Source organism: Geomonas sp. Red276, assembly GCF_054784495.1.
Map to the genome: position 1 here is coordinate 1 of NZ_BLXW01000016.1, position 24305 is coordinate 24305.

22 protein-coding genes and 1 other annotated feature are annotated in these 24305 nt (G+C 61.4%); of the genes, 19 read left to right on the forward strand and 3 right to left on the reverse strand.

Annotation, left to right across the window (positions count from 1 at the left end):
* Nucleotides 1-183: 183 nt before the first annotated feature.
* The gene (gene ilvC, locus ACYVL5_RS12405) at nucleotides 184-1656 is read right to left on the reverse strand and encodes an NADP-dependent ketol-acid reductoisomerase (protein ID WP_460595893.1); all 1473 of its coding nucleotides are present in this window, start codon (nucleotides 1654-1656) and stop codon (nucleotides 184-186) included.
* A gap of 262 nt (nucleotides 1657-1918) precedes the next feature.
* On the opposite strand from ilvC, the gene ilvY reads away from it, so the two are divergent.
* From ilvY to ACYVL5_RS12485, 16 genes are all read left to right on the forward strand, one after another.
* Nucleotides 1919-2818, forward strand: coding sequence for an HTH-type transcriptional activator IlvY (ilvY, locus tag ACYVL5_RS12410; RefSeq protein ID WP_460595894.1), 900 nt, complete (start codon nucleotides 1919-1921; stop codon nucleotides 2816-2818).
* Nucleotides 2819-3083: 265 nt separating this feature from the next.
* Nucleotides 3084-3851: a small ribosomal subunit protein uS2 gene (gene rpsB / locus ACYVL5_RS12415; protein WP_460595895.1), complete on the forward strand. Its 768-nt coding sequence runs from the start codon at nucleotides 3084-3086 to the stop codon at nucleotides 3849-3851.
* An 89-nt stretch (nucleotides 3852-3940) separates the two neighbouring features.
* Nucleotides 3941-4591, forward strand: coding sequence for a translation elongation factor Ts (gene tsf / locus ACYVL5_RS12420; RefSeq protein WP_460595896.1), 651 nt, complete (start codon nucleotides 3941-3943; stop codon nucleotides 4589-4591).
* A gap of 102 nt (nucleotides 4592-4693) precedes the next feature.
* The gene (gene pyrH / locus ACYVL5_RS12425) at nucleotides 4694-5416 is read left to right on the forward strand and encodes a uridine monophosphate kinase (RefSeq protein WP_460595897.1); all 723 of its coding nucleotides are present in this window, start codon (nucleotides 4694-4696) and stop codon (nucleotides 5414-5416) included.
* 2 nt (nucleotides 5417-5418) lie between these two features.
* Nucleotides 5419-5976 (forward strand): ribosome-recycling factor, encoded by a 558-nt coding sequence (gene frr, locus ACYVL5_RS12430; RefSeq protein WP_460595898.1) that lies wholly within the window; start codon nucleotides 5419-5421, stop codon nucleotides 5974-5976.
* Nucleotides 5977-6091: 115 nt separating this feature from the next.
* Nucleotides 6092-6835, forward strand: a complete 744-nt coding sequence (locus tag ACYVL5_RS12435) for an isoprenyl transferase (RefSeq protein WP_460595899.1) — start codon at nucleotides 6092-6094, stop codon at nucleotides 6833-6835.
* 96 nt (nucleotides 6836-6931) lie between these two features.
* Nucleotides 6932-7720 (forward strand): phosphatidate cytidylyltransferase, encoded by a 789-nt coding sequence (locus ACYVL5_RS12440; RefSeq protein ID WP_460595999.1) that lies wholly within the window; start codon nucleotides 6932-6934, stop codon nucleotides 7718-7720.
* 318 nt (nucleotides 7721-8038) lie between these two features.
* A complete protein-coding gene (locus ACYVL5_RS12445) occupies nucleotides 8039-9193 on the forward strand; it encodes a 1-deoxy-D-xylulose-5-phosphate reductoisomerase (protein ID WP_460595900.1) in 1155 nt (384 codons plus the stop codon).
* Nucleotides 9194-9298: 105 nt separating this feature from the next.
* Nucleotides 9299-10366: a M50 family metallopeptidase gene (gene rseP, locus ACYVL5_RS12450; RefSeq protein ID WP_460595901.1), complete on the forward strand. Its 1068-nt coding sequence runs from the start codon at nucleotides 9299-9301 to the stop codon at nucleotides 10364-10366.
* 98 nt (nucleotides 10367-10464) lie between these two features.
* The gene (tsaB, locus tag ACYVL5_RS12455; protein ID WP_460595902.1) at nucleotides 10465-11163 is read left to right on the forward strand and encodes a tRNA threonylcarbamoyladenosine biosynthesis protein TsaB; all 699 of its coding nucleotides are present in this window, start codon (nucleotides 10465-10467) and stop codon (nucleotides 11161-11163) included.
* Between the two features lie 404 nt (nucleotides 11164-11567).
* A complete protein-coding gene (gene ilvD, locus ACYVL5_RS12460) occupies nucleotides 11568-13229 on the forward strand; it encodes a dihydroxy-acid dehydratase (protein ID WP_460595903.1) in 1662 nt (553 codons plus the stop codon).
* A gap of 163 nt (nucleotides 13230-13392) precedes the next feature.
* A complete protein-coding gene (gene ilvB / locus ACYVL5_RS12465; protein ID WP_460595904.1) occupies nucleotides 13393-15093 on the forward strand; it encodes an acetolactate synthase large subunit family protein in 1701 nt (566 codons plus the stop codon).
* 38 nt (nucleotides 15094-15131) lie between these two features.
* Nucleotides 15132-15623 (forward strand): acetolactate synthase small subunit, encoded by a 492-nt coding sequence (gene ilvN / locus ACYVL5_RS12470; RefSeq protein ID WP_460595905.1) that lies wholly within the window; start codon nucleotides 15132-15134, stop codon nucleotides 15621-15623.
* A 34-nt stretch (nucleotides 15624-15657) separates the two neighbouring features.
* Complete coding sequence (locus ACYVL5_RS12475) at nucleotides 15658-16317, forward strand: phosphatidylserine decarboxylase (RefSeq protein ID WP_460595906.1); 660 nt, start codon at nucleotides 15658-15660, stop codon at nucleotides 16315-16317.
* Nucleotides 16318-16349: 32 nt separating this feature from the next.
* Nucleotides 16350-17114, forward strand: coding sequence for a CDP-diacylglycerol--serine O-phosphatidyltransferase (gene pssA, locus ACYVL5_RS12480; RefSeq protein ID WP_460596000.1), 765 nt, complete (start codon nucleotides 16350-16352; stop codon nucleotides 17112-17114).
* A 141-nt stretch (nucleotides 17115-17255) separates the two neighbouring features.
* Nucleotides 17256-17488 (forward strand) — a binding site (T-box leader).
* A 135-nt stretch (nucleotides 17489-17623) separates the two neighbouring features.
* Nucleotides 17624-19168 carry a 2-isopropylmalate synthase gene (locus tag ACYVL5_RS12485; protein ID WP_460595907.1) on the forward strand — a complete coding sequence of 515 codons (1545 nt, stop codon included), beginning with the start codon at nucleotides 17624-17626 and terminating at the stop codon, nucleotides 19166-19168.
* A 212-nt stretch (nucleotides 19169-19380) separates the two neighbouring features.
* On the opposite strand, the gene ACYVL5_RS12490 is transcribed toward ACYVL5_RS12485, so the two are convergent.
* Nucleotides 19381-19584: a cold-shock protein gene (locus ACYVL5_RS12490; protein ID WP_183350568.1), complete on the reverse strand. Its 204-nt coding sequence runs from the start codon at nucleotides 19582-19584 to the stop codon at nucleotides 19381-19383.
* Nucleotides 19585-19814: 230 nt separating this feature from the next.
* On the reverse strand, nucleotides 19815-20843 hold the full coding sequence (locus tag ACYVL5_RS12495) for an LOG family protein (protein WP_460595908.1): 1029 nt from the start codon (nucleotides 20841-20843) through the stop codon (nucleotides 19815-19817).
* Nucleotides 20844-21008: 165 nt separating this feature from the next.
* Between ACYVL5_RS12495 and ACYVL5_RS12500 the strand changes: the two genes are divergently transcribed.
* The 3 genes from ACYVL5_RS12500 (at nucleotide 21009) to ACYVL5_RS12510 (ending at nucleotide 23706) form a co-directional block, all read left to right on the forward strand.
* On the forward strand, nucleotides 21009-22292 hold the full coding sequence (locus tag ACYVL5_RS12500) for a 3-isopropylmalate dehydratase large subunit (protein WP_460595909.1): 1284 nt from the start codon (nucleotides 21009-21011) through the stop codon (nucleotides 22290-22292).
* A gap of 20 nt (nucleotides 22293-22312) precedes the next feature.
* Nucleotides 22313-22840 carry a 3-isopropylmalate dehydratase small subunit gene (locus ACYVL5_RS12505; RefSeq protein ID WP_460595910.1) on the forward strand — a complete coding sequence of 176 codons (528 nt, stop codon included), beginning with the start codon at nucleotides 22313-22315 and terminating at the stop codon, nucleotides 22838-22840.
* A 203-nt stretch (nucleotides 22841-23043) separates the two neighbouring features.
* Complete coding sequence (locus ACYVL5_RS12510) at nucleotides 23044-23706, forward strand: hypothetical protein (RefSeq protein WP_460595911.1); 663 nt, start codon at nucleotides 23044-23046, stop codon at nucleotides 23704-23706.
* The last annotated feature ends 599 nt before the right edge of the window (nucleotides 23707-24305 follow it).

A 24305-nucleotide genomic window follows, 5' to 3' on the forward strand; every position in this document is an offset into this window, starting at 1 on the left:
GCCTGACTGGAACTGGAAACGATTCTTCACGGCAGCCTCCTCGGATGGAATGTGCCGTGATTATATGAACCACCTACGACGTAATATGTCGCGCTTGTCTTCCAGCGGAAGATTGGCGCTAATCAGGAAAAGAAAAGGCGCCCCCTGGTGGAAGGCGCCTTTTTGCGTCTGGAGAAGGACCGCCTAGACGATCTTCTTCATCCCTTTCATGGCGGCGCGCAGCTCGGCGCCCACCTCCTCGACCAGGTGGCTGCGGATGGCGCCGTTCACCGAGACGAGCAGGGTGTTGTCCACGCTGCTGTCCTTCAGCTCCAGCCCTTTGCCGATCACGTCGGTGCCGACCTTGGACATGAAGTCCTTCAAAAGCGGCACGCAGGCGTGGGAGAAGAGGTAGCAGCCGTACTCGGCGGTGTCGGAGATGATGCGGTTCATCTCATACAGCTTCTTCCTGGCGATGGTGTTGGCGATGAGCGGGGTCTCGTGGAGCGATTCGTAGTAGGCGGACTCCGGCTCGATCCCGGTCTGCACCATGGTTTCGAAGGCGAGCTCGACGCCGGCCTTGACCATGGCGACCATCAGGATCCCCTTGTCGAAGTACTCCTGCTCGGTGATCTCTCCGGCGGCCTCGGTCTTTTCGAAGGCGGTCCTGCCGGTCTCCTCGCGCCAGGTGAGGAGCTTCACGTCGTTGTTGGCCCAGTCTTCCATCATGGTCCTGGAGAAGGAGCCGCTCATGATGTCGTCCATGTGCTTCTGGAACAGCGGGCGCATGATCTCCTTCAACTCCTCGGCCAGCTTGAAGGCCACCAGCTTGGCGGGGTTGGAGAGGCGGTCCATCATGTTGGTGACGCCGCCGTGCTTGAGGGCCTCGGTGACGGTCTCCCAGCCGTACTGGATCAGCTTCGCGGCGTAGGGGGCGGCGATGCCGTTGGCCACCATCTTGTCGAAGCAGAGGATGCTGCCGGTCTGCAGCATGCCGCAGAGGATGGTCTGCTCACCCATGAGGTCGGACTTGACCTCGGCGACGAAGGAGGACTCCAGCACGCCGGCGCGGTCGCCGCCCTGGGCGGAGGCCAGTGCCTTGGCGATCTCGAGGCCGTCGCCCTTGGGGTCGTTCTCGCGGTGAACGGCGATCAGGGTCGGCACGCCGAAGCCGCGCTTGTACTCCTCGCGCACCTCGGAGCCCGGGCACTTCGGGGCCACCATGATGACGGTGAGGTCCTTGCGGATCTGGGTCCCTTCCTCGACGATGTTGAAGCCGTGGGCGTAGCTGAACACGGCGCCCTGCTTAAGGAACGGGATGACCGTCTCGACCACCTTGGAGTGCTGCTTGTCCGGGGCGAGGTTCATCACGATGTCGGCGGTGGGGAGCATCTCCTCGTAGGGGCCGACCTTGAAGCCGTTGTCGACGGCGTTGCGGTAGGACTGGCGCTTCTCGGCGATCGCCTCGGCGCGCAGGGTGTAGGAGACGTCCAGGCCTGAGTCGCGCATGTTGAGGCCCTGGTTGAGCCCCTGGGCGCCGCAGCCGACGATGACGATCTTCTTGCCTTTGGCGTACTCGCAGCCGGCGGAAAATTCCGAGGCGTCCATGAAGCGGCAGCAGCCGAGTTCCTGCAGCTGGAGACGCAGCGGCAGGGTGTTGAAGTAGTTCTCTCCCATCTTTTCTCTCCTCTATGTTTGGTGGGGTATAGATGTGATAGCGTGCAGACAGTACCGGAAATTTAATATTGCGTAAAGTGAATTGTTGTGCATATTGTGTTGCAGTTTCTGCAACACTGGCAAAGGGATGTCCACCCGCCAGAACGTATCTCGGGAAGCGGCTGGCCCACCTGGAAAGAGAGGGGAAGGCTGGGCGGGAACGAAGGCGCGAAGGGAGGGGGGAGACCAATGAGATGGTACCATTGTACCACGGGGCGTTCTAATGGACATGCGCGAGCTGGAAGTTTTCCTCACCCTGGCGGAGCTGCTGCATTTCGGCAGGGCGAGCCAGGCCTGTAACCTGAGCCCTTCCGCGCTCTCCCGCACCATCCAGCGGATGGAGGAGCAGCTGGAGCAGCCGCTCTTTATCAGGGACAACCGGAAGGTGCTGCTGACCCCGGCGGGGGAAAGGCTGAAGCGCTACGCCCGCCTCTCCCTGGACGAGTGGCGAAACTTCCGCCTGGCCATCAAGAACGAGCAGGCGGTGGCGGGAACCCTTTCCATCTACGCCTCCATCACCGCGGTCTACAGCCTGCTCCCGCAGCTTTTGGAGAACTTCAGGTGGCGGTACCCGGAGGTGCAGCTCGAGTTGAGGACCGGGGCGGCGGAGCAGGCCATCCCGCAGATCCAGCGAGGGGAGATCGACCTCGCCGTGGCGCCGCTTCCGGATGGCTCGAAGAGCGGGCTCGCCTTTCTCCCCATGGTGACCATCCCCCTCATCTTCATCGCCCCCCGCACGGAAGGGTTCGCCCTGGCCGTCAAGGAGGAGTCCCTCGACCCGGCCCGCACCCCGCTGGTCCTTCCCCAGACCGGGCTCTCCCGGCGGCGGCTCGACCAGTGGCTGAAGGAGCACCGGATCGCCCCCAGCATCACCTCGGAGGTCTCCGGCAACGAGGCGATCATCGCCATGGTGCGCCTGGGGTGCGGGGTGGGGGTGGTGCCGCGGCTCGTCCTCGAGCGGAGCCCGTTCCGGGACGAGGTGACCGTGCTGGAGAATGCCCCGCGGCTCGATCCCTACGAGGTAGGGCTGGCGACGTCGGTGAAGAACCTGCAGCGCCCGAGTGTGCGCGCTTTCTGGGAGCTCGCGGAGAGGGGGCTCGCCCGGCTGCCGGCCATGGAATAACGCCGGACGCGGGCAGGTATGGTCGGGTAGGTGTGTTTCAGAAAGGATGCCGTTGTTCGACCGGGGCCGTACAGGGGTTGACTGGGGGAGGGGATGGTCCGCGGGCGCGTCTCAGAGTTAGGGAAACCCCTTGCCAATCCCGCATTGCTGTGATATATACCTTTGCTGCTTTAAATTCGCACGCCATGTCATCAAGTGCCGGTGGTGCCTGCTTCGGCGGGTTCCGGCATGCGGGTGGCGGAGGCCAAACCAAAGGAGAAAGTACATGTCGAACATCACCATGAAAGAACTGCTGGAAGCGGGTGTCCACTTCGGTCACCAGACCAAGAGATGGAACCCGAAAATGAAGCCGTACATCTTCGGCGCCCGTAACGGTATCTACATCATCGACCTGCAGAAGACCGTCCGTCTCTTCAAGAACGCCTACAGCTTCGTGACCGAAGCCGCCCAGGCCGGTGAGACCGTCCTCTTCGTCGGCACCAAGAAGCAGGCCCAGGATTCGGTGGCCGAAGAGGCGCAGCGCTGCGGCATGTTCTACGTCAACGAGCGTTGGCTGGGCGGCATGCTCACCAACTTTTCCACCGTCAAGCAGAGCATCGACCGCCTCAAGCGCCTCGACGCCATGATCGCCGACGGCACCATCGAAGCCTACACCAAGAAAGAGCAGCTGAAGCTCGGCAAAGAGCGCGAGAAGCTCGAGAAGACCCTGGGCGGCATCAAGGGGATGGGCAAGACCCCGGGCGTGCTGTTCGTGGTCGACCCGAAGAACGAAGAGATCGCCGTCAGCGAAGCCAAGAAGCTCGGCATCCCGGTCGTCGCCATCGTCGACACCAACTGCGATCCGGACGACATCAACTATGTCATCCCGGGCAACGACGACGCCATCCGCGCCATCCGCCTTTTGACCAGCAAGATGGCTGACGCCGTGCTCGAAGGCGCCCAGGCCCGCAACGCCCGTCTCCAGACCGGCGCCGAGGAGGAGTTCGCCGCTCCGGCCGAGGAAGTCGCCGAAGAGGCTGCCGGCGAGGCCTAATCCCCTCTTCCCGGCAACATCCCACTCGTTTCGAAAACTACATGATGAGTCCCCGCGCCGAACAGGCGCGGGAGGCTGTGGAGGATAACGTGAGCATTACCGCTGCAATGGTAAACGAACTGAGGAAAGTAACCGGTGCCGGCCTCATGGACTGCAAGAAGGCCCTGACCGAAACCAACGGTGACCACGAGAAGGCGATCGACTACCTCCGCACCAAGGGCCTCGCCGCCGCCTCCAAGAAGGCCGGCCGCGCCGCCACCGAAGGTATGGTCGGTTCCTACATCCACGCCGGCGGCAAGATCGGCGTCCTGGTGGAAGTGAACTGCGAGACCGACTTCGTGGCCAAGAACGACAACTTCCAGGCTTTCGTACGCGACATCGCCATGCACATCGCCGCCGCCAGCCCGCTGTACGTCCGTCGCGAGGAAGTTCCCGCCGAGCTCCTCGAGCGCGAGAAGGCCATCTACCGTGACAAGGCCAAGGAAAGCGGCAAGCCGGACAAGATCATCGACAAGATCATCGAAGGCCAGATCAACAAGTTCTACTCCGACATCTGCCTCCTCGAGCAGGCCTTCGTGAAGGATCCGGACAAGAGCGTCCAGACCTACCTCAACGAGACCATCGCCTCCATCGGCGAGAACATGAGCGTCCGCCGCTTCGCCAAGTTCGTGCTGGGCGAAGGGCTCGCCAAGAAGGAAAGCGACTTCGCGGCCGAAGTTGCCGCGGCCGCCGGCGTCTAGAGCGACCCAGAAGAGCCGGCCATGAAAATGGGCGGCTCTTTTTTTACCCGCTGACCGACAGGTGCACGGGATTTTTCTTGTTTACCAACGAAGGTGACAACCATGCCAGAACCGTACTACAAACGAGTGCTCCTGAAGCTTTCCGGGGAGGCCCTGGGAGGCGAGCAGGGGTACGGTATCGACCCCCTGACCATTACCGCCATCGCCCGCGAGGTGAAGGCCGTGGTGGAGGCCGGCGTTGAGCTTTGCCTGGTCATCGGCGGTGGAAACATCTTCCGCGGCCTGGCTGCCTCCTCCAAGGGGATGGATCGCGCCAGCGCCGATTACATGGGGATGCTGGCCACCATGATCAACTCCCTCGCGATGCAGGACGCCCTCGAGAAGATCGGGGTGGACACCCGCGTCCAGTCCGCCATCGGGATGGCCGAGGTCGCCGAGCCGTACATCAGAAGGCGCGCCATCAGGCATCTGGAGAAGGGGAGGGTGGTGATTTTCGGGGCCGGGACCGGCAACCCGTACTTCACCACCGACACCGCGGCGAGCCTGCGTGCCATGGAGATCGGCGCCGACGTGATCCTCAAGGGGACCAAGGTCGACGGCGTCTACTCGGCCGATCCCAAAAAGGACCCCTCCGCCACCAAGTACCAGAGCCTCAGTTACCTGGAAGTGCTGAGAAAGGGGCTCCAGGTGATGGACGCCACCGCCATCTCCCTTTGCATGGACAACAACCTCCCCATCATCGTCTTCGACCTGACCACCGAAGGCAACGTACTCCGCGTGGTATCCGGCGCGCCGATCGGCACCCTGGTTAAAGAAGGAGAATAGCAATGATCAAGGATGTCATCGCCAATTTGAACGTCCACATGGACAAGACCATCGAGGCGCTCCGGAAGGACTTCCAGAAGATCCGCACCGGCCGCGCCACCACCGCCCTTTTGGACGATGTCCGGGTCGATTTCTACGGAAACCCGAGCCCCTTGAACCAGGTGGCCACCCTCGCGGTTCCCGAGGCCAGGACCATCACCATCCAGCCCTGGGACAACAAGATGATCGCGCCGATCGAGAAGGCCATCCTCAACTCCAACCTCGGCCTCACCCCTGCCAACGACGGCAAGCTGATCCGCCTGTCGCTCCCGCCGCTCACCGAGGAGCGCCGCAAGGATATCGTGAAGGGGCTCAAGCGCGATGCCGAGGACTCCAAGGTAGCGCTCAGGAACATCCGCCGCGACGCCATCGACCAGCTGAAGAAGCTGGAGAAGGACAAGCAGATCTCCGAGGACGACCTGAAGAGGGCGGAGAAAGATGTCCAGGATGCCACCAACAGCCACGTCGCCAAGGTCGACGAGGTGGTGGCTCACAAGGAAAAAGAGGTGATGGAGGTCTAACAAGGCCTTGGCGGCGGGGGTATGCGCCCCCGCCAGCCCCACCGCCAGCGCGGCTCGCCCGTACCTTCCCGCGCAAAACCCCGTATCACGGGGATTTTTTGTTTCTAGGGTGACTATGGATAGTTTAAGACCGGAGAGACTCCCGGTTCATCTAGCGGTTATCATGGATGGTAACGGCCGCTGGGCTGAGAAACGGATGCTGCAGCGGATCGTCGGGCACCAGAAAGGGGTGGAGACGGTCCGGGTGATAGTCGAGGAATGCTCGCGGCTGGGCATCCGCTACCTGACCCTGTTCGCCTTCTCGGCCGAAAACTGGCTGCGCCCCAAGACCGAGGTCAAGGCGCTGATGGCGCTTTTGAAGAAGTACATCCGCGCCGAGATCAAGAGGATGATGCAGAACGACATCCGTTTCAACGTGATCGGAAACCGCTCTGACCTCCCCCCGGACATCCAGCACGAGATCGATCAGGCTATTGAGAAGACTGCCGGTAACAACGGGATGCTGCTGACCCTGGCCCTTTCCTACGGCGGGCGCCAGGAGATCGTCTCCGCCGCCAAACGCCTCGCCGCCGACGCGGCGGCAGGAAAGCTCGACCCGGAGCAGATCGACGAGCGGATGTTCGGCGCCTCCCTGCACACCGCGGGAATTCCCGACCCCGACCTCCTCATCCGGACCAGCGGGGAGATGCGCATCTCCAACTTCCTGCTCTGGCAGCTCGCCTATGCCGAGCTCTACTTCACCGAGGTCAACTGGCCGGACTTCGACAGAAACGAATTGGCGAGGGCCTTCAGGGACTATCAGTCCCGGGAGCGCAGGTTCGGCATGACCAGCGACCAGCTCCGCAAAGAGCCCTCCTGAGAGGACCTTGCTCGGTTACCGTAATCGGCTCACGTTGTGCCGTACTATCCGGCAATGCCGCTTCAGCCCGACGGCTGGAGCCTACAGGAGTCCGCTATCAAACGACTAGCCACCGCAGCCGTACTTTTGCCGCTGGTGATCATATTCATCCTGAAGGCCGGCGTGGTTCAATTCGCCGTACTGGTCTTCCTCCTCTCCCTGCTGGGGCTCGACGAGTTCTACCGGATGGCGCTCCCTGCGCGGCGCGCCGAGGGGAGGCTCGCCGCCTTAGCGGGAGCTCTCTCCGTCTTCACCCTTTTCGCTCCCGACCGGATCATCCCGCTGATGGCGCTCACCGTGCTGGTGCTGGGATTTTCTCTCATCGAGCTCTTCAGGTTCAGGGAGATCCCGCGAGCCGCCGGGGACGCCGCCGTCTTGCTGATGGGGTTTCTCTATGTCCCGCTGCTTCTTTCCCACCTGATCCTGATCCGGCAGCTTCCCCACGGCGTCTCGTGGCTTTTCCTCATCATGGTGATCGTCATGAGCGGGGACTCGGCGGCCTACTACGTCGGGTCGACCTTGGGGAAGACCAAGCTCTACCCGTCGGTGAGCCCGAAGAAGAGTGTGGAAGGGTCCGCCGGCGGGCTGGCCGGCAGCGTGGCGGGTGCCTTTATCTTCAAGGCGCTCTTTTTCCACGAGTTGACCGCGCTGGACTGCGTGGCGACCGCCCTGCTGCTGGGGCTCCTCGGCCAGCTGGGCGACCTGTTCGAATCGCTTATCAAGAGAAGCTGCGGCGTGAAGGATTCCGGGACCATCTTCCCCGGACACGGTGGCGTCCTGGACCGGCTGGACAGCATCCTCTTCGCCGCCCCGGCCGCATTCTACTACGCGTACTTCAACTTCTGAAACCGGTTCTAAGTTCTATGTTCTACGTTCTACGTTGAAGAACTGCAGGTCGCGTTGAGGGACGAAACGCGACGTTTCCCGCAGTATCGGAAAGAGTTGCGTTTCACGGAGAAGCCGTTCAACGCAACCTACCCCCTTAACTTCTGGAACCAGTTCTACGTTCCACGTTGAAGGCTCATAGGACTAGAAGAATGAAACTTGGCGTTGTACGAGGTTACAATCACGTTGAAAGTTTAGTTCTCTGCTCTGCCAATAGGTTTCAACGTAGAACCTAGAACGTAGAACCTAGAACTTGTTCTTCGTTTACGAGGGATCTTTATGAAAAAATTGACCATTCTCGGTTCGACCGGTTCCATCGGAGTAAGTACCCTTGACGTCGTGGCCGCCCAGCCCGAGATGTTCAAGGTGATCGCCCTCACCGCCGGCAACAACCTGGAACTCCTGAAGAGCCAGATCGAGGCTTACCAGCCGGAACTGGTTTCGGTGCTGACCGCCAATAACGCCCGCACGCTCTCCCGCATGCTGACCGGCAAGAAGCCGGAGATCATGCACGGCGTGGAGGGGATGATCGCCGCGGCCACCGCTGCCGAGACCAACATGGTGGTGGCCGCCATCGTGGGCGCCGCCGGCCTGGTTCCTACCTACGCCGCCGTCAAGGCGGGCAAGGATGTGGCGCTGGCCAACAAGGAAACCCTGGTCACCGCCGGCCACCTGGTGATGAACCTGGTGAAGGAGAAAGGGGTGAAGCTCTATCCCGTCGACTCCGAGCACTGCGCGGTCTTCCAGTCCATGTGCGGCCACCGCGACCAGGACATCGCCCGCGTCATCCTGACCGCCTCGGGCGGACCTTTCCTGAAATGGGGGAAGGAGCAGCTTGCCCAGGCCACCGTCGCCGACGCCCTCAACCACCCCAACTGGAGCATGGGGAAAAAGATCACCGTCGACTCGGCCACCATGATGAACAAGGGGCTGGAGGTCATCGAGGCCCGCTGGCTTTTCGATATCCCGGTGGAGCGGATCGCCGTCAACATCCACCCGCAGAGCATCATCCATTCCATGGTGGAGTACATCGACGGGAGCGTCATGGCCCAGTTGGGCGTACCCGACATGAAGGGGCCGATCGCCTACGCGCTGACCTATCCCGCCCGCGTTCCTTCCGGCGTCAAGCCGCTCGACCTCACCACCCTTTCCGGGCTCACCTTCTTCAACCCCGACACCGACCGTTTCCCGGCCCTCAAGCTCGCCTACCGCGCAGCGGGGGAGGGGGAGAGCATGCCGGCCGTCATGAACGCCGCCAATGAGATTGCCGTCGACGCCTTCCTCAACGGCCGCATCGGCTTCATGGCCATTCCGGAATCGATCGAGAAGGTGATGGACCTCCACCAGGCTCACCAGCTGAAGTCGATCGAAGAGGTGCTCGAGGCGGACCGCTGGGGGCGGGCGAAGGCGAAGGAAGTCCTCGGCGTACAGTAGCGGGAAAGCGGAATTGCCGGGTACAATGAAGTAAGCTACGCTTCTGGAGCATAGTGATCACGCGACCCCAGTTCTTTACGGAAATGGGGTGCAAAGGGAAAATCCATGAGCATGCTTTTCGCCATCATCGCCCTTGGGGCGCTCATTTTTGTCCATGAATTCGGCCACTTCCTTTTCGCCAAGCTGTTCGGCGTCGGTGTCGAGAAGTTCTCCCTCGGCTTCGGCCCGAAAGTGGTCGGCAAGAAGGTGGGAGAGACCGAGTATCTCCTTTCCGCGCTGCCGCTCGGCGGCTACGTGAAGATGGTTGGCGAGGGGGAGGACGTCGAGCTCACCGACGAGGACATCAAGCGCTCGTTCTCGCACAAGCACCCGCTCAAGCGGATGGCCGTCGTGGCGGCCGGCCCGGTGTTCAACCTCCTCTCGGCCTGGCTGATCTTCATCGTCATCTTCATGATGGGGGTGCCCGCGGTAACCACCAAGGTCGGCGAAGTCATGGCCAACAAGCCTGCCGCCAAGGCCGGCCTCAAGACCGGTGACCTCATCACGGCCATCGACGGCAAGCCGGTCAACCGCTGGGACGAGTTCGCCAAGATCATCGCGGAAGGGAAGATCGCTCCCCTGCAGATTGCCGTCAAGCGCGGCACCACTCCCCTGACCTTCACGGTGACCCCCGAAAGCAGCACCACCAAGACCATCCTCGGTGACAAGGTTACCCGCCCGGTAATCGGAGTGGTAGCGGCGGGAGACACGGTAATCGACAAGTTCCCGGTCGACGAGGCATTTTCCCGTGGTACCGTCCAGAGTTGGACCATGATCAAGATGACCGTGCTCTCGATGGTCCGGCTGGTACAGCGGGCGATTCCGCTGGACACCATCGGCGGGCCGATCATGATCGTGAAGATGGCCGGCCAGCAGGCGGCGGCCGGCAGCGTCAACTTCCTTGCCTTCGTGGCCCTTCTCTCCGTCAACCTTGGCGTCCTCAACCTGCTTCCGGTTCCGATCCTGGACGGTGGTCACCTGGTCTTCTTCGGAATCGAGGTGGTCATCGGGCGGCCGGTCAGCAAGAAAACCCGGGAGATAGCCCAGCAGATCGGCCTCGTGCTCCTGATCAGCCTGATGATCCTCGCCTTCTACAACGACATCGCACGTATGTTCACCGGGGCGAAACTGTAAGGTAGGGGGCGCTAGGTTCCCTCTCCTTCAAGGAGAGGGGCAGGGTGAGGATGGGGTTCCGGTCCGAATGGGTTTAGTTCACGTAGGAAATAGCTGCCTTGAAGATTTTAACGATTGATACCTCCAGTAACTGTTCCTCGGTAGCACTGAGCGACGGCACCAAACTCCTCGGGGAATGCATCCTCGGTGAAGACCGCTGCAATTCCGGGCGCCTGTCGGCTTCGATCTCGGACCTTCTGGCCGCTGCCAAGCTCACACCCGCCGGGCTCGATGCCTTCGCCGTTTCCCTCGGCCCCGGCTCCTTCACCGGGGTTCGGGTCGGTATCGCCACCGCCAAGGGGCTTTCGCTCGCCACCGGAAAACCCGCCATCGGCTTCTCCTCGCTCGCCATGCTGGCCATGAATCTTCCCCACGCCTCTCTGCCGGTTGCACCACTGTTCGACGCCCGCAAAAGCGAGGTGTACGCGGGGCTCTACCGGTGCGATTCACTCCCCACGGCACTCGTGCCGGATGCCGTGCTTCCGCCGGCCGAGTTCCTGGCCGCCATCGATTCCCCCACCATCTTTCTCGGTGAAGGGGCCGTTCGCTACCGTGCCCTGATAGAGTCGACGCTGGGAGAAAAGGCACTCTTTGCTCCCTGGAACGCGGACCTCCCGCGCGCTTCGGCGGGAACTGTCATAGCGCTCGACAAGGGCCTCAGGGGAGAGTTCACCCCGCTCGCCCTCCTGAACCCCACCTACCTGCGCGCTTCCGAGGCCGAGATCGCCAAAAGGAAGCGCGAGGCAGCGGCGGCGTAGTTTTTCGCTAACCCTCGCCCCTTCAGGGGAGAGGGTGGCCGAAGGCCGGGTGAGGGCTGGTTTTTCTCTTTCGGAGTACGGGGTGCCCATCCTACCCTGAGAGCCCGAGCCGCTGAAATCCCCCCTGTCCCCCTTCGCAAAGGGGGGGGGGCCGTATGGGTTGCCTCGGAGAAGCCTGGCGTGCGTCGTTCGCTCCTTTCGTAATTCCCTTTCCAATACGATCACATAAGCCCTATTCCCCGTTAACGCTGTTCTACTTGCTGTTGACAGGTGGCCGTTAATGTATTATCTTGATCGTTCGATTCATTAGTCGATAAGTTCGCTGAACTTCATCGTTTTTGCCTCACCAAACCGCCGGTCGGCCGCCTCATACGGGCCGCGACTGTAGCAGGGAGAGATAAAGAATGCGTAGCGATACTATTACCCAGGGCCTGGAACGTACTCCTCACCGCGCTCTTCTCAAAGGGACCGGTCTTCCCCAGAGCGAAATGGGTAAACCTTTCATCGGCATTGCCACGAGCTTCACCGACCTGATCCCGGGGCACGTCGGGATGAGGGACCTCGAGCGTTTCATCGAGAAGGGGGTCCACACCGGCGGAGGCTACTCCTTCTTCTTCGGTATCCCCGGCGTCTGCGACGGCATCTCCATGGGGCACAAGGGGATGCACTACTCCCTGCCGACCCGCGAGCTGATCGCGGACATGGTGGAGTCGGTAGCCGAGGCGCACCGCCTCGACGGCCTGGTCCTTCTCACCAACTGCGACAAGATCACCCCGGGCATGCTGATGGCTGCCGCCCGTCTGGACATCCCCTGCATCGTGGTCACCGCCGGCCCCATGATGAGCGGCCGCGGCGACGCCGGCCGGAAGTACTCCTTCGTCACCGATACCTTCGAGGCCATGGCCCGCTACAAGGCCGGCGTCATCGACGACCAGGAACTCGCCCGCTGCGAGGAGAATGCCTGCCCGGGCATGGGCTCCTGCCAGGGGCTCTTCACCGCCAACACCATGGCCATCCTGACCGAGACCCTCGGCATGAGCCTTCCGCGCTGCGGCACCGCCCTGGCCGTCTCCGCGCTGAAGCGCCGCATCGCCTTCGCCTCCGGCGAGAAGATCGTCGACATGGTGCGTAACAACGTCACCCCGCGCTCCATCCTGACCCGCGAGGCCTTCGAGAACGCCATCCGCGTCGACCTGGCGCTGGGGGGCTCCTCCAACACCGTGCTGCACCTTTTGGCCATCGCCCACGAGGCGGGGGTCGAGCTCCCGCTGGAGACCTTCGACATCCTGGCCAAGGAGACTCCGCAGCTGGCATCCATGAACCCTGCCGGCGAGCACTTCATGGAGGATCTCGATGCGGCAGGCGGCGTGGCGGGCGTGCTCAAGCAGCTGGGGGACAAGATCCACGACTGCCCGACCGTGTTCGGGATGACCACCAAGGAGATCGCCGGAACCCTCCAGGCGGTCGACGAGACCGTCATCCACCCGCTCTCCGCACCGGTCAAGAAGGAAGGGGGGATCGCGGTCCTCTTCGGCAACATCGCCCCCAAAGGCGCCGTGGTCAAGCAGTCCGGCGTCGGCGAGAAGATGATGAAATTCACCGGCACCGCCCGCTGCTTCGATTCGGAAGATCTCGCCATGGCCGCCATGATGGGTGGCGTGGTGAAGAGCGGCGAGGTGGTGGTGATCCGTTACGAAGGCCCCAAAGGCGGTCCGGGGATGCGGGAGATGCTGGCCCCGACCGCGGCGCTCATGGGCCTTGGCCTGGGCGACTCCGTTGCCCTCATCACCGACGGCCGCTTCTCCGGCGGCACCCGCGGCCCCTGCATCGGCCACATCTCTCCGGAGGCTGCGGTGGGTGGCCCCATCGCCCTCATCGAAGACGGCGACAAAATCGAACTCGACATCCCGGCCCGCACTCTCAAGGTGCTCGTGAGCGACGAAGTCCTGGCGGAAAGAAAGACCCGCTGGAGCGCACCCGAGCCGAAGATCAAGAAGGGCTGGCTCTCCCGCTACGCCAAGGTTGTCACCTCGGCCCACACTGGCGCCATTACCACGGCGGAGTAACACCCCGACCCCCTTTACCGAAGGGGCAGAGGCAGGCCTCCCTTTACCGAGGGCTGGCAGGCTTCAGGGGACTTGGATTGTTTTTTCAAGTGGTCTTTCGTCTTACCGGACGCGGGATCTAACATAGCCGGCAGAGTATCTGCCGCAGTATGGGGGTATACCTATGAAAATGAGCGGTGCACGAATCGTACTGGAGTGCCTCAAACGGGAGGGGGTCGACACGATCTTCGGCTATCCCGGAGGTACCGTCATCAACCTCTACGACGAGCTGTTCTCCTTCAAGGAGATCAGGCACATCCTTCCTCGTCACGAACAGGCCGGCGTTCACGCCGCCGACGGCTACGCCCGGGCCACCGGCAAAGTCGGCGTCGCCCTGGCCACCTCCGGCCCCGGCGCCACCAACACCATCACCGGCATCGCCACCGCCTACATGGACTCCATCCCGATGGTGATCCTGACCGGGCAGGTGCCGACCGCGCTGATCGGCAACGACGCCTTCCAGGAAGCCGATATCATCGGCATCACCCGTCCCTGCACCAAGCACAACTTCCTCGTGAAGGACGTGAAGGATCTCGCGCTCATCATGAAGAAGGCCTTCTACATCGCCCGTACCGGACGTCCCGGCCCGGTGGTGGTGGACCTCCCCAAGGACATCCAGATCGCCCAGGCCGAGTTCGAGTATCCGGAGACGGTGGATATCCGCGGCTACAAGCCGACCGTGGAAGGTCATCCGAGGCAGATCGAGAAGGCGGTCGCCATGATCGCCCAGGCCAAGAAGCCGGTCATCTACGTCGGCGGCGGCGTCATCCTCGGTAACGCCTCCGAAGAGCTGACCACCCTGGCCAAAGAGCTCGACATTCCGGTCACCACCACCCTCATGGGCCTTGGCTCCTTCCCCGAGGATCATCCCCTCTCCCTGGGGCTTTTAGGCATGCACGGGACCTACTACGCCAACATGGCGGTCTCCCACTGCGACCTCCTGATCGCGGTGGCCGCCCGCTTCGACGACCGCGTGACCGGCAAGATCGCCTCCTTCGCGCCGCACGCGAAGATCATCCACCTCGACGTCGACCCGACCTCCATCAAGAAGAACGTGAGGGTGGACCTCCCGATCGTCGGTGACGTGCGCGAAGTGCTGACCCAGATGCTCAAGGTGACCCACGCCAAGGCCAAGGACCTCGCGGCCGCCAAGGAAGGGTTCGCCTCCTGGAAGGCCGAGATCGACGACTGGAAGGCGAAGCACCCGATCACCTACCGCCAGACCGGCTCCACCATCAAGCCGCAGTACGTGATCCAGAGGCTCCGGGCCCTCTCCGATCCCGACGCCATCGTGGCCACCGACGTCGGTCAGCACCAGATGTGGACCGCCCAGTTCTTCGGCTTCACCACCCCGAGAACCCTCCTCTCCTCCGGCGGGCTCGGCACCATGGGTTTCGGCCTTCCGGCTGCCATGGGCGCCCAGGCCGGCTTCCCGGGCCGCCAGGTGATCGCCATCTGCGGCGACGGCGGTTTCCAGATGAACATGCAGGAACTTGCCACCATGGTCCAGAACCGCCTGGACGTGAAGATCGTCATCCTCAACAACAACTTCCTCGGGATGGTGCGTCAGTGGCAGGAACTGTTCTTCGACAAACGTTACTCCTCCACCTGTATGGAGCTTCCCATCGATTTCATCAAGCTCGCCGAGGCGTTCGGGGCGACTGGCCTTAGGGCCACCAAGGTCGACGAGGTCGACGAAGTCATCAAGAAGGGCTTCGCCACCAAGGGACCGGTGCTGATGGAATTCAAAGTTGCCCGCGAAGAGAAGGTGCTGCCGATGGTTCCGGCCGGCGCTTCGCTCACCGAAATGGTGCTGGCTTCCTGATTGGGAATAACCTTACAGACTGATACGGAGGGAAATACATGAGACACACGATTGCAGTGCTGGTCGAGAACGAGTTCGGCGTCCTTTCCCGCGTGGTGGGGCTTTTTTCCGGACGCGGCTTCAACATAGACTCGCTTACCGTCGCCCCCACTAACGACGAATCCCTGTCCAGGATCACCGTGGTGACCCGCGGGGATGAGCAGATCATCGAGCAGATCACCAAGCAGCTCAACAAGCTGATCGACGTCATCAAGGTCATCGATTTCGAGCCGGAGAACGCCATCGAGCGCGAGATGGTGCTCGTCAAGGTGAACGCCGAAGAGCAGAGCCGGGCCGAGGTGCTGAGGATCGCCGACATCTTCCGCGCCAAGGTCATCGACGTCACCCCCAAGTCGTACACCCTGGAGGCCACCGGCACCCCCGCCAAGGTCAGCGCCATGATCGAGCTGCTCCGTCCGCTCGGGCTGAAAGAGCTGGTCTCCACCGGCCCGGTCGTCATCGGCCGCGGGGCCAAAGGCTGGAAAGGGTAGATATTTCCGCCCAGTTCACACATGAGGTTATTGAATGCGCAATACTAACACCCCGGTTGCTTTCGAGGGGTTCCCGTTCATCCTGGGATTTCTGGCCGCCACCGTCCTTCTGGCGGTGGCCGGCCAGTTTCTTCACCCGGCCTTCTACGCCCCCGCCGTCCTGGGGGGGCTGCTGACCCTCTTCACCGTCTTCTTCTTCCGTAACCCCGAGCGCACCGCCCCGACCAACGAGCAGGCGGTCATCGCCCCGGCCGACGGCCTGGTGATCTTCCTCGGCAAGGTGGTCGAGCCGCACACCCAAAAGGAGATGGAGAAGGTCAGCATCTTCATGTCGGTCTTCAACGTCCACATCAACCGGGCCCCCATCGACGGCAAGGTGGTGGACGACTTCTACACCAGGGGTAAGTTCTACGACGTCCGTGACGAGCGGGCGAGCTTCGAGAACGAGCAGCAGGGGCTGGTGCTGGAGACCCCGACCGGGGCGCGGATGGTGGTGGTGCAGGTGGCTGGGCTCATTGCCCGCCGCATCGTTTGCTACGCGAAGGTTGGGGATATGCTAACCAAAGGTCGCAGGTACGGGCTCATACGCTTCGGATCCCGGCTGGACGTGTACCTTCCGGTCGGGACCGCCATCAAGGTCGCCATGGGACAGAAGACCGTCGCAGGGGAGACCATCCTGGGGATACTTCCGTGAACGAAGAGACGGCCAAGATAGAGAGGGAGGGGATGCGCAAGGGGATCTACATCCTCCCCAACCTCTTCACCGCCGGAAGCCTGTTCGCCGGCTTCTACAGCATGGTCTCCACCATCAACGGCGATTACCGGACCGCCGCCCTCTGGGTGCTCGCCTCCTCCGTCTTCGACGGCCTGGACGGCAAGGTGGCCCGCTTGACCGGTACCGCCTCCAAGTTCGGGGTCGAGTTCGACTCGCTGGCCGACGTGGTCTCCTTCGGGGCGGCACCGGGGCTATTGGTCTACTGCTGGGCGCTACGGCCGTTCGGACGGCTCGGCTGGCTGGCCGGCTTCCTCTTCCTGGTCTGCGCGGCCTTACGGCTTGCCCGCTTCAACGTCCAGGTGGACACGGTGGAAAGCAAGCGCTTCGTCGGTCTTCCCACCCCGGCCGCGGCCAGCATGGTCTCCGCCACCGTGCTCTTCTTCTACCACATGCACTGGCCGAGCACCTACAACAAGCTCCCGGTCATCATCCTGATCTACTTCCTGGCTCTCTTGATGGTCTCCAACGTCCGCTACTACAGCTTCAAGGACCCGAGCCTGATCAAGCGTCAGCCGTTTGCCTTCCTGGTGCTGGCGGTGCTTTTACTGATCGTGATCGCCGCCGAGCCGGCCATCATGTTCTTCACCGTCTTCATCTGCTACATCCTCTCCGGGCCGGTCGGTTTCGTCATGACCTGGCCGCGCAGGAGGCGGCTCGAAAAGGCGCTCCACAAGGGGCACGAGGAGATGATCAGCTCCGGAAAGAGGCCGCAGTAGGGGGGATTTTTACCCCATCCTCACCCTGCCCCTCCCCTTGAAGGGGAGGGAACGCTGAGACTGACGGCGGGGGTGAGTGAAACGATGTTTTTAAAAAACCCTTGACACGTGTCAGGGGTTTGTTATTATCCCCAAAATTCGTCAAAGGCATTGACGAGGAGTAGTAGCCTTTCTCTTCCTCTCCAGAGAGCCGGTGGTCGCTGCGAACCGGTGTGGAAGCAAGGTGAACTCGCCTCCGAGCCGCCGTCGTGAAGAGCCGCAGGACCGGGCTTTAGCGTCGGCCGTCCGCCCGCGTTAAGGGCTAACGAGGTCCGCCGTTTCGGTGGACGAACAAGGGTGGTACCGCGGAAGCTTTCAAAGCCTTCGCCCCTTACTGGGGCGGAGGCTTTTTTCGTTTCCGGCCTTAAGCCAGCGGCCGATGGCTTTTGACCGGATATCTGGGATAATCGAGAGATAAACCAATGAGTTTCTCTCCAACCGCAGTTTAATAATAAGACAGGGGGAAGATTGTGAACAAAACGGAACCAAAGACCATCAAGATCTTCGACACCACACTCAGAGACGGGGAGCAGTCCCCGGGCGCCAGCATGAACATCGAGGAGAAGCTCCGCCTCGCGAAGCAGCTGCAGAAACTCAACGTGGACGTGATCGAGGCCGGCTTCCCGATCGCTTCGGAAGGTGACTTCGAGGCGGTCAAGAAGATCGCCCAGACCATCACCGGTCCTGAGATCGCCGGCCTTTGCCGCTCCGGTTTCAAGGATATCGACCGTGCCTGGGAGGCACTTCAGTACGCAGGCGAGCGGGGGAGGATCCATACCTTCATCGCCACCTCCGACATCCACATGAAATACAAGCTGCAGATGACCCCGTCCCAGGTGCTCGAGTCGGCGGTCAAGGGGGTCAAAAGGGCCTGCGGCTACACCAAGAACGTCGAGTTCTCCTGCGAGGATGCGGTGAGGACCGACCGGAAATTCCTGGCCGAGGTGGTGGGCGCGGTCATCGACGCCGGCGCCAAGGTGGTCAACATCCCCGACACCGTCGGCTATACCATCCCCTTCGAGTACTTCGACATCATCAAGTACCTGAAGGACAACGTGAAGAACATCGACGACGCCGTCATCTCGGTGCACTGCCACAACGACCTCGGCCTCTCGGTGGCCAACTCCATCGCCGCCGTCCAGGCGGGCGCGGGGCAGGTCGAGTGCACCATCAACGGCATCGGGGAGCGCGCCGGTAACTGCTCGCTGGAAGAGTTCGTCATGGCCATCAAGACCCGCGGCGACATCCTGCCATTCAAGACCAACGTGGTGACCGACCAGCTGACCCCGGCCAGCCGCCTGCTGACCGCGGTGACCGGCATCGTGGTCCAGCAGAACAAGGCCATCGTCGGCGCCAACGCCTTCGCCCACGAGGCGGGGATCCACCAGCACGGCATGCTGATGGAGAAGTCCACCTACGAGATCATGACCCCGGAATCGGTCGGGCTCAAGGCGAGCGCCCTGGTGCTCGGCAAGCACTCCGGCCGCCACGCCTTCAAGAAGCGGCTGGAAGAGTTGGGACACGACCTGGACGAGGAGAACCTGAACAAGGCCTTCACCCGCTTCAAGGCCCTCGCCGACCTCAAGAAGGAGGTCTACGACGAGGACCTGGAGGCCATCGTGGCCGACGAGGTGATGAGGGTGAAGGAGAAGTACAAGCTTTCCCACATCACCGTGACCTGCGGATCCTTCGCCGTGGCTACCGCCACCGTCCAGATGGAGATCGACGGCCTGCAGGTGAGGACGGCGGAATTGGGCGACGGCCCGGTCGACGCTACGCTGAAGGCCATCAAGAAGCTCGCCAAGGTGGACCCGAAGCTCGTCCAGTACAACGTCGGTTCCATCACCGGCGGCACCGACGCCCAGGGCGAGGTTACCGTCAGGGTGTCGGAAGGGGAGAAGAACGTGATCGGCCGCGGCGCCTCCACCGACATCATCGAGGCCTCCGCCAAGGCGTACATCGACGCGCTCAACAGGCTGGCCGTCGCCACCGCGAGGGACATCGAACCGCTCTAACGTTTGAAACAGGTTCTACGTTCTAGGTTGAAAACTTCTGGAATGGGAAGGGGACTGGCTCCGCAGGTGCCAGTCCCCTTTTTGCGCAATGACAACACATCCCCTCGCCCCTTAGGAGAGAGGGGCAGGGGGGAGGACTGTTTAAAATCAGAAACGAAAAAGGCCCCGCCGGATCTTCCGACGGGGCCTTTCTACTGGGTGGCTAGAGAGACTTAGCCGAGCTTCTTGACGTTAGCAGCCTGCAGACCCTTCGGCCCGTTGGTAACGTCGAAGGAGACCGATTCCCCTTCAGCCAGGGATTTGAAGCCTTCGCCGGTGATGGCGGAGAAGTGGACGAACACGTCTTCACCATTCTCCTGCTCGATGAACCCGAAACCCTTAGCGTCGTTGAACCATTTTACTTTACCCTGTGCCATTTTTCCTGCCTCCTTTTGTTACCTCCGGATCTCAGCCGGATCTACGATGGTTGCTGCGTTTCCCGGAGCTATAGGTGCCTGAATCGGCACAAAGGAGAGAGTCTCCTTGGCTTTTCGGCGTATCAGTCTCGGAAACCAGCGGCGTCGGGAAAAAAATTAACATCGTATAATAAGCTTGTCAAGAAAATATTTTCTTCATAACCGGTTTTTGTCTTTCAAAATCAGCCGGCTCAGAAGGTGTTGAGCCGCCGTATGAAGGCGATCAGCAGCCCGTAGTGCTGGTGGTGGAAGCGGAACCCGAGCCTTGGGAGGGAGAGCAGGTCCGGCTCGTCTGCTTCTTCCGGTCGAGGCGGGATTGCTTGGATGCGGCTCCCCGACAGGCGCAGCTCCGGGAACTCATTTTCGAGCATCTCGATCTGCTCGGTGGTGAGCTCCTTGGTGAGCCTGATGATGAGCTCGCCGTTGACGAAGCGGATGGAGTGGTAGTTGGTGTAGAAGTCGTCGATGACCTGGACTGCCTCTTCGTAGCTCTTGGTGATGGTGAAGATCGAGAAGTCCTCTGCCGAGATGAAACCCTTGAGAAGCAGTCGCTCCTTCATGAATCTGAACCAATGCTCCCAGTAGCCTTCCTCGTCATCCACCAGCACCAGGGGTTTGGGCGAGGTCTTGCCGGTCTGCACCAGGGTGAAGACCTCCATCGCTTCGTCGAGGGTGCCGAACCCGCCGGGGAAGACGGCGATGGCGTCGGATTCCTTCACGAAGGCGACCTTGCGGTTGAAGAAGTACTTGTAGGTGATGAGGCGCGGGTTCTTGACCATGACCGGGTTGGCCGACTGCTCGAAGGGGAGCTTGATGTTGGCGGCGAAGGAGTGATCGCTCCCGGCCCCCTCGTTGCCGGCCTGCATGATGCCGCCACCGCCGCCGGTGATGATCATGTATCCCTTTTCGGCCAAGAGGTTACTGAAGTTCACGCACTTCTGGTACATCTCCTCTTCAGGGAGGGTGCGGGCCGAACCGAAGATGGTTACCTTTTTGGTGTGACGGTAGGGAGCGAACACCAGGGTGGTGTAGCGCATCTCCTTCATGGTGTTGCTCAGGAGCTTCAAGTCGGCAAGGTAATCGGTGTCCTGCCCGGCTTTGAGAGCGGAGATAATCATCTCCCGTGCCAGTGCCGGGTGATGAATTCCCCCTGCCTTGTCGAGCAGTTCGTCGATCAGTCGGTCAATTTCGCCGTTGGTTCTGGTAAAGCGCAGTTGCATGTGAGAAAGCTCCCCTCTTGGAATGGGGATCTATTATAACATGCTGAAACTTTAAGGCAAATGTTTAATATCGTTGAACAATTATTAATTTGATTTGTTCCTTTGCTTTGGTTATTGTGGCAACCATGACAATTTTATTCCACTAACGTAAAAGGAACGCCACCCATGGGTATGACAACCGCACAGAAGATTTTCGCGGCCCATCTTGTCGATGAGCCGTTTGCCGGGACCAAGGTGTTGAAGGTCGACGTGGTGATGTGTCACGAAATCACCACCCCGATCGCCATCGCCGACCTGATGGCCCGCGGCAAGGACCGTGTCTTTAACACCGACAGGATCAAGGCCGTCATCGACCACGTGACCCCCTCCAAGGACTCGAAGACCGCCACCCAGGCCAAGATGCTCCGCGACTGGGCCCGCCGCCACGAGATCAAGGACTTCTTCGACATCGGTGCCAACGGCGTCTGCCACGCCATCTTCCCGGAAAAGGGCTTCATCCGTCCGGGCAACACCGTGATCATGGGGGACTCCCACACCTGCACCCACGGCGCCTTCGGTGCCTTCGCCGCCGGGGTGGGGACCACCGACCTGGAAGTCGGCATCCTCAAGGGGGTCTGCGCCTTCCGTGAGCCGAAGACCATCAGGGTCAACCTGAACGGGACGCTCCCCAAAGGGGTCTACGCCAAGGACGCCATCCTCCGCGTGATCGGCGAACTGGGCGTCAACGGCGCCACCGACCGCGTCATCGAGTTCGGCGGACCGATCGTCTCCTCCATGTCGATGGAATCCCGCATGACCCTTTGCAACATGGCGATCGAGGCGGGCGGGACCTCCGGCATCTGCATGCCGGACATGGTCACTGTCGAGTACCTCTGGCCGTTCATCTCCGGCGAGTTCGCCTCCAAGGACGAGGCGCTCAAGGCCTACTCCGCCTGGTGCTCCGACGCCGATGCCCAGTACGAGAAGGTCATCGACCTCGACCTCTCCAACCTCACCCCGCTTTGCACCTTCGGCTACAAGCCCGACCAGGTGAAGAGCGTGACCGAGATGGAAGGTACCCCCATCGACCAGGTCTACGTCGGCTCCTGCACCAACGGCCGCCTCGAGGACCTGAGGATCGCCGCCCAGGTGCTCAAAGGGAAGAAGATCGCCCCCAACGTCCGCGGCATCCTCTCCCCGGCCACCCCGCAGATCTTCAAGCAGGCCACCGCCGAGGGGCTGATCGACATCTTCATGGAAGCCGGTTTCTGTGTCACCAACCCGACCTGCGGCGCCTGCCTCGGGATGAGCAACGGTGTCCTGGCCGAAGGCGAAGTCTGCGCCTCCACCACCAACCGTAACTTCATGGGTCGCATGGGCAAAGGCGGCATGGTCCACCTCTTGTCGCCGGCCACCGCCGCGGCAAGCGCCATCGAGGGTAAGATTGCCGACCCGCGCAAATACCTCTAACTGACAAGGAGATCGACGATATGAAGAGTTTTGGCGGCCCGGCCCTCTTTCTGGACCGTAGCGACATAAACACCGACGAAATCATCCCGGCCAAGTACCTGACCGAGATCACCAAGGAGGACCTGAAGCCCTACCTCCTGGAAGACCTGAAACTCCCCGGTTTCGACCCGAAGTCGGAAAAGACCCTCAAGTGCGGCGTGGTCGTTTCCCGCGCCAACTTCGGTTGCGGTTCCTCCCGCGAGCACGCGCCGTGGGTGTTCGAAGTGAACGGCATGAACGTGGTCATCGCCGAGTCCTTCGCCCGCATCTTCCGGCAGAACATGTTCAACTGCGGCATGGCGGCCATCGAGCTTCCGGCCGATCAGATCGAGCGCCTCTTCGGCTACGCCGGCGCGACTGACGCCTCCATCGAGGTCGACGTCGAAAACCAGAGGCTGACCGTTGCCGGCGGCGGGAAGAGCGAGACCATCCAGTTCGAGCTCTCCCCCTTCGACAAGGCCCTGGTCCTGGCCGGCGGCTGGGTCGACTACGCGGACAGCAAGTACTAACTGTCGGCCACCGGGAACCTTTCTCGAATGAAACCGATGAGGCAGGAGACCAAAAGTCTGCTGCCTCATCGGTTCATAAAATATCCCCCCACGCTTGCATTCGGCCCCTTCCTTGTTATTATCAGGTTAATAATATCTAATGTTAAATCAACCTAATGCTGGGGCCGGCACCCAAAACGGAAACTCCCAACAAGGAGGCTCTTATGGGCAGCAAGTTGAAGAGCAGCACCGCAGGGATGACCCACACGGCGCGGTCCATATTTTTCCGCGGCGTAATCGTTCACATGACCGGCAACCCCAATTTCACTGAACCGTGGGCGGCAGGGTTGTCGCTCGCTATCTGTCTTGCCCTGGCAGACAAGTACGACTCCTGGATCATCGCTGGCGGCAGGGGGGACCGGGACAACATTGCCACCAGAAACGAGGTGGCGGGGGAAGTTCAGAACCTTCTGGACAGGCTCGCCCACTATGTGGAGATGACCGCAGGCGATAACCTTGCCGCTTTGCGCAGCTCGGGTTTCCCGTTGCGGCAGCGGCACGGCAAAACCAGCAGCTCGCAGATTGCGAACGCATTTCCGTCTGCCGCTTCGGCCCCGCCCCAGGAACCCGTGGCGGTAAACCTTGCCGAAGCGAAAAAGGTCCTCCTTGAGGCACCCTGGGGACCTAACATTATCAGCCGCGAGGTGCAGACCACCACCGGCAATCCTGCAGATGAGGCGGCATGGGGTGAACAGGCGGTGTTTCCTCCCAATTCCAGGATGGAAATGGAGTGTACAGCCGGTGCCAATACCTTCTTCAGGTACCGGGATATCACCGAAAACGGCGTAAGCGACTGGTCCAAACCGGTCTCCACCTTCGTGACTTGAAACCCCTCCCATCGCCCCCGCATCAGGCCAACTTGCCGGCGTCTTGATCGATCTTGACGCCGGCTATTTTTCTGTTGGCCATGACCTAACTGCAAAATCCGTCTACAAACCCGGACCTTCCCTCCTAAAAAACGGCACTTGGATCACCCTCCCACGGGATGTTGACGCGTCACCTGAATAGAGGTGCCCGTGACAGTGTAACGTGCGTCCCTTCCCGTAATAGTAGCGCCTCTTCCCATGGCATGTAGGCGAGTCAGCGAGTAGAGGGTGCCGGTGGATATGTCAAGGTGGCCTCCTCCCGCGACACGGGAGTCTCCTCTGGTGACGTGTTGATGCGGTGCCCAAGTAAGGGGTGCCCGTTAACATTTTTGGCGAACCTCCTCCCACAACACTTGAACCTCCTCCCACAACACTTGAACCTCTTCCCACAACACTTGAACCTCTTCCCACCATACGTTGACGTCTCAACGATGTTATGGGTGCAAGTGGCCATGTTAATGTGGGCTCCACCCGCAACGCGTGAACCTCCTTTCATGCCATCTCGATCCGCTATCCAAGCAAGGGATGCCGGTCAACTGTCAATATGCCCCTCCACCCAC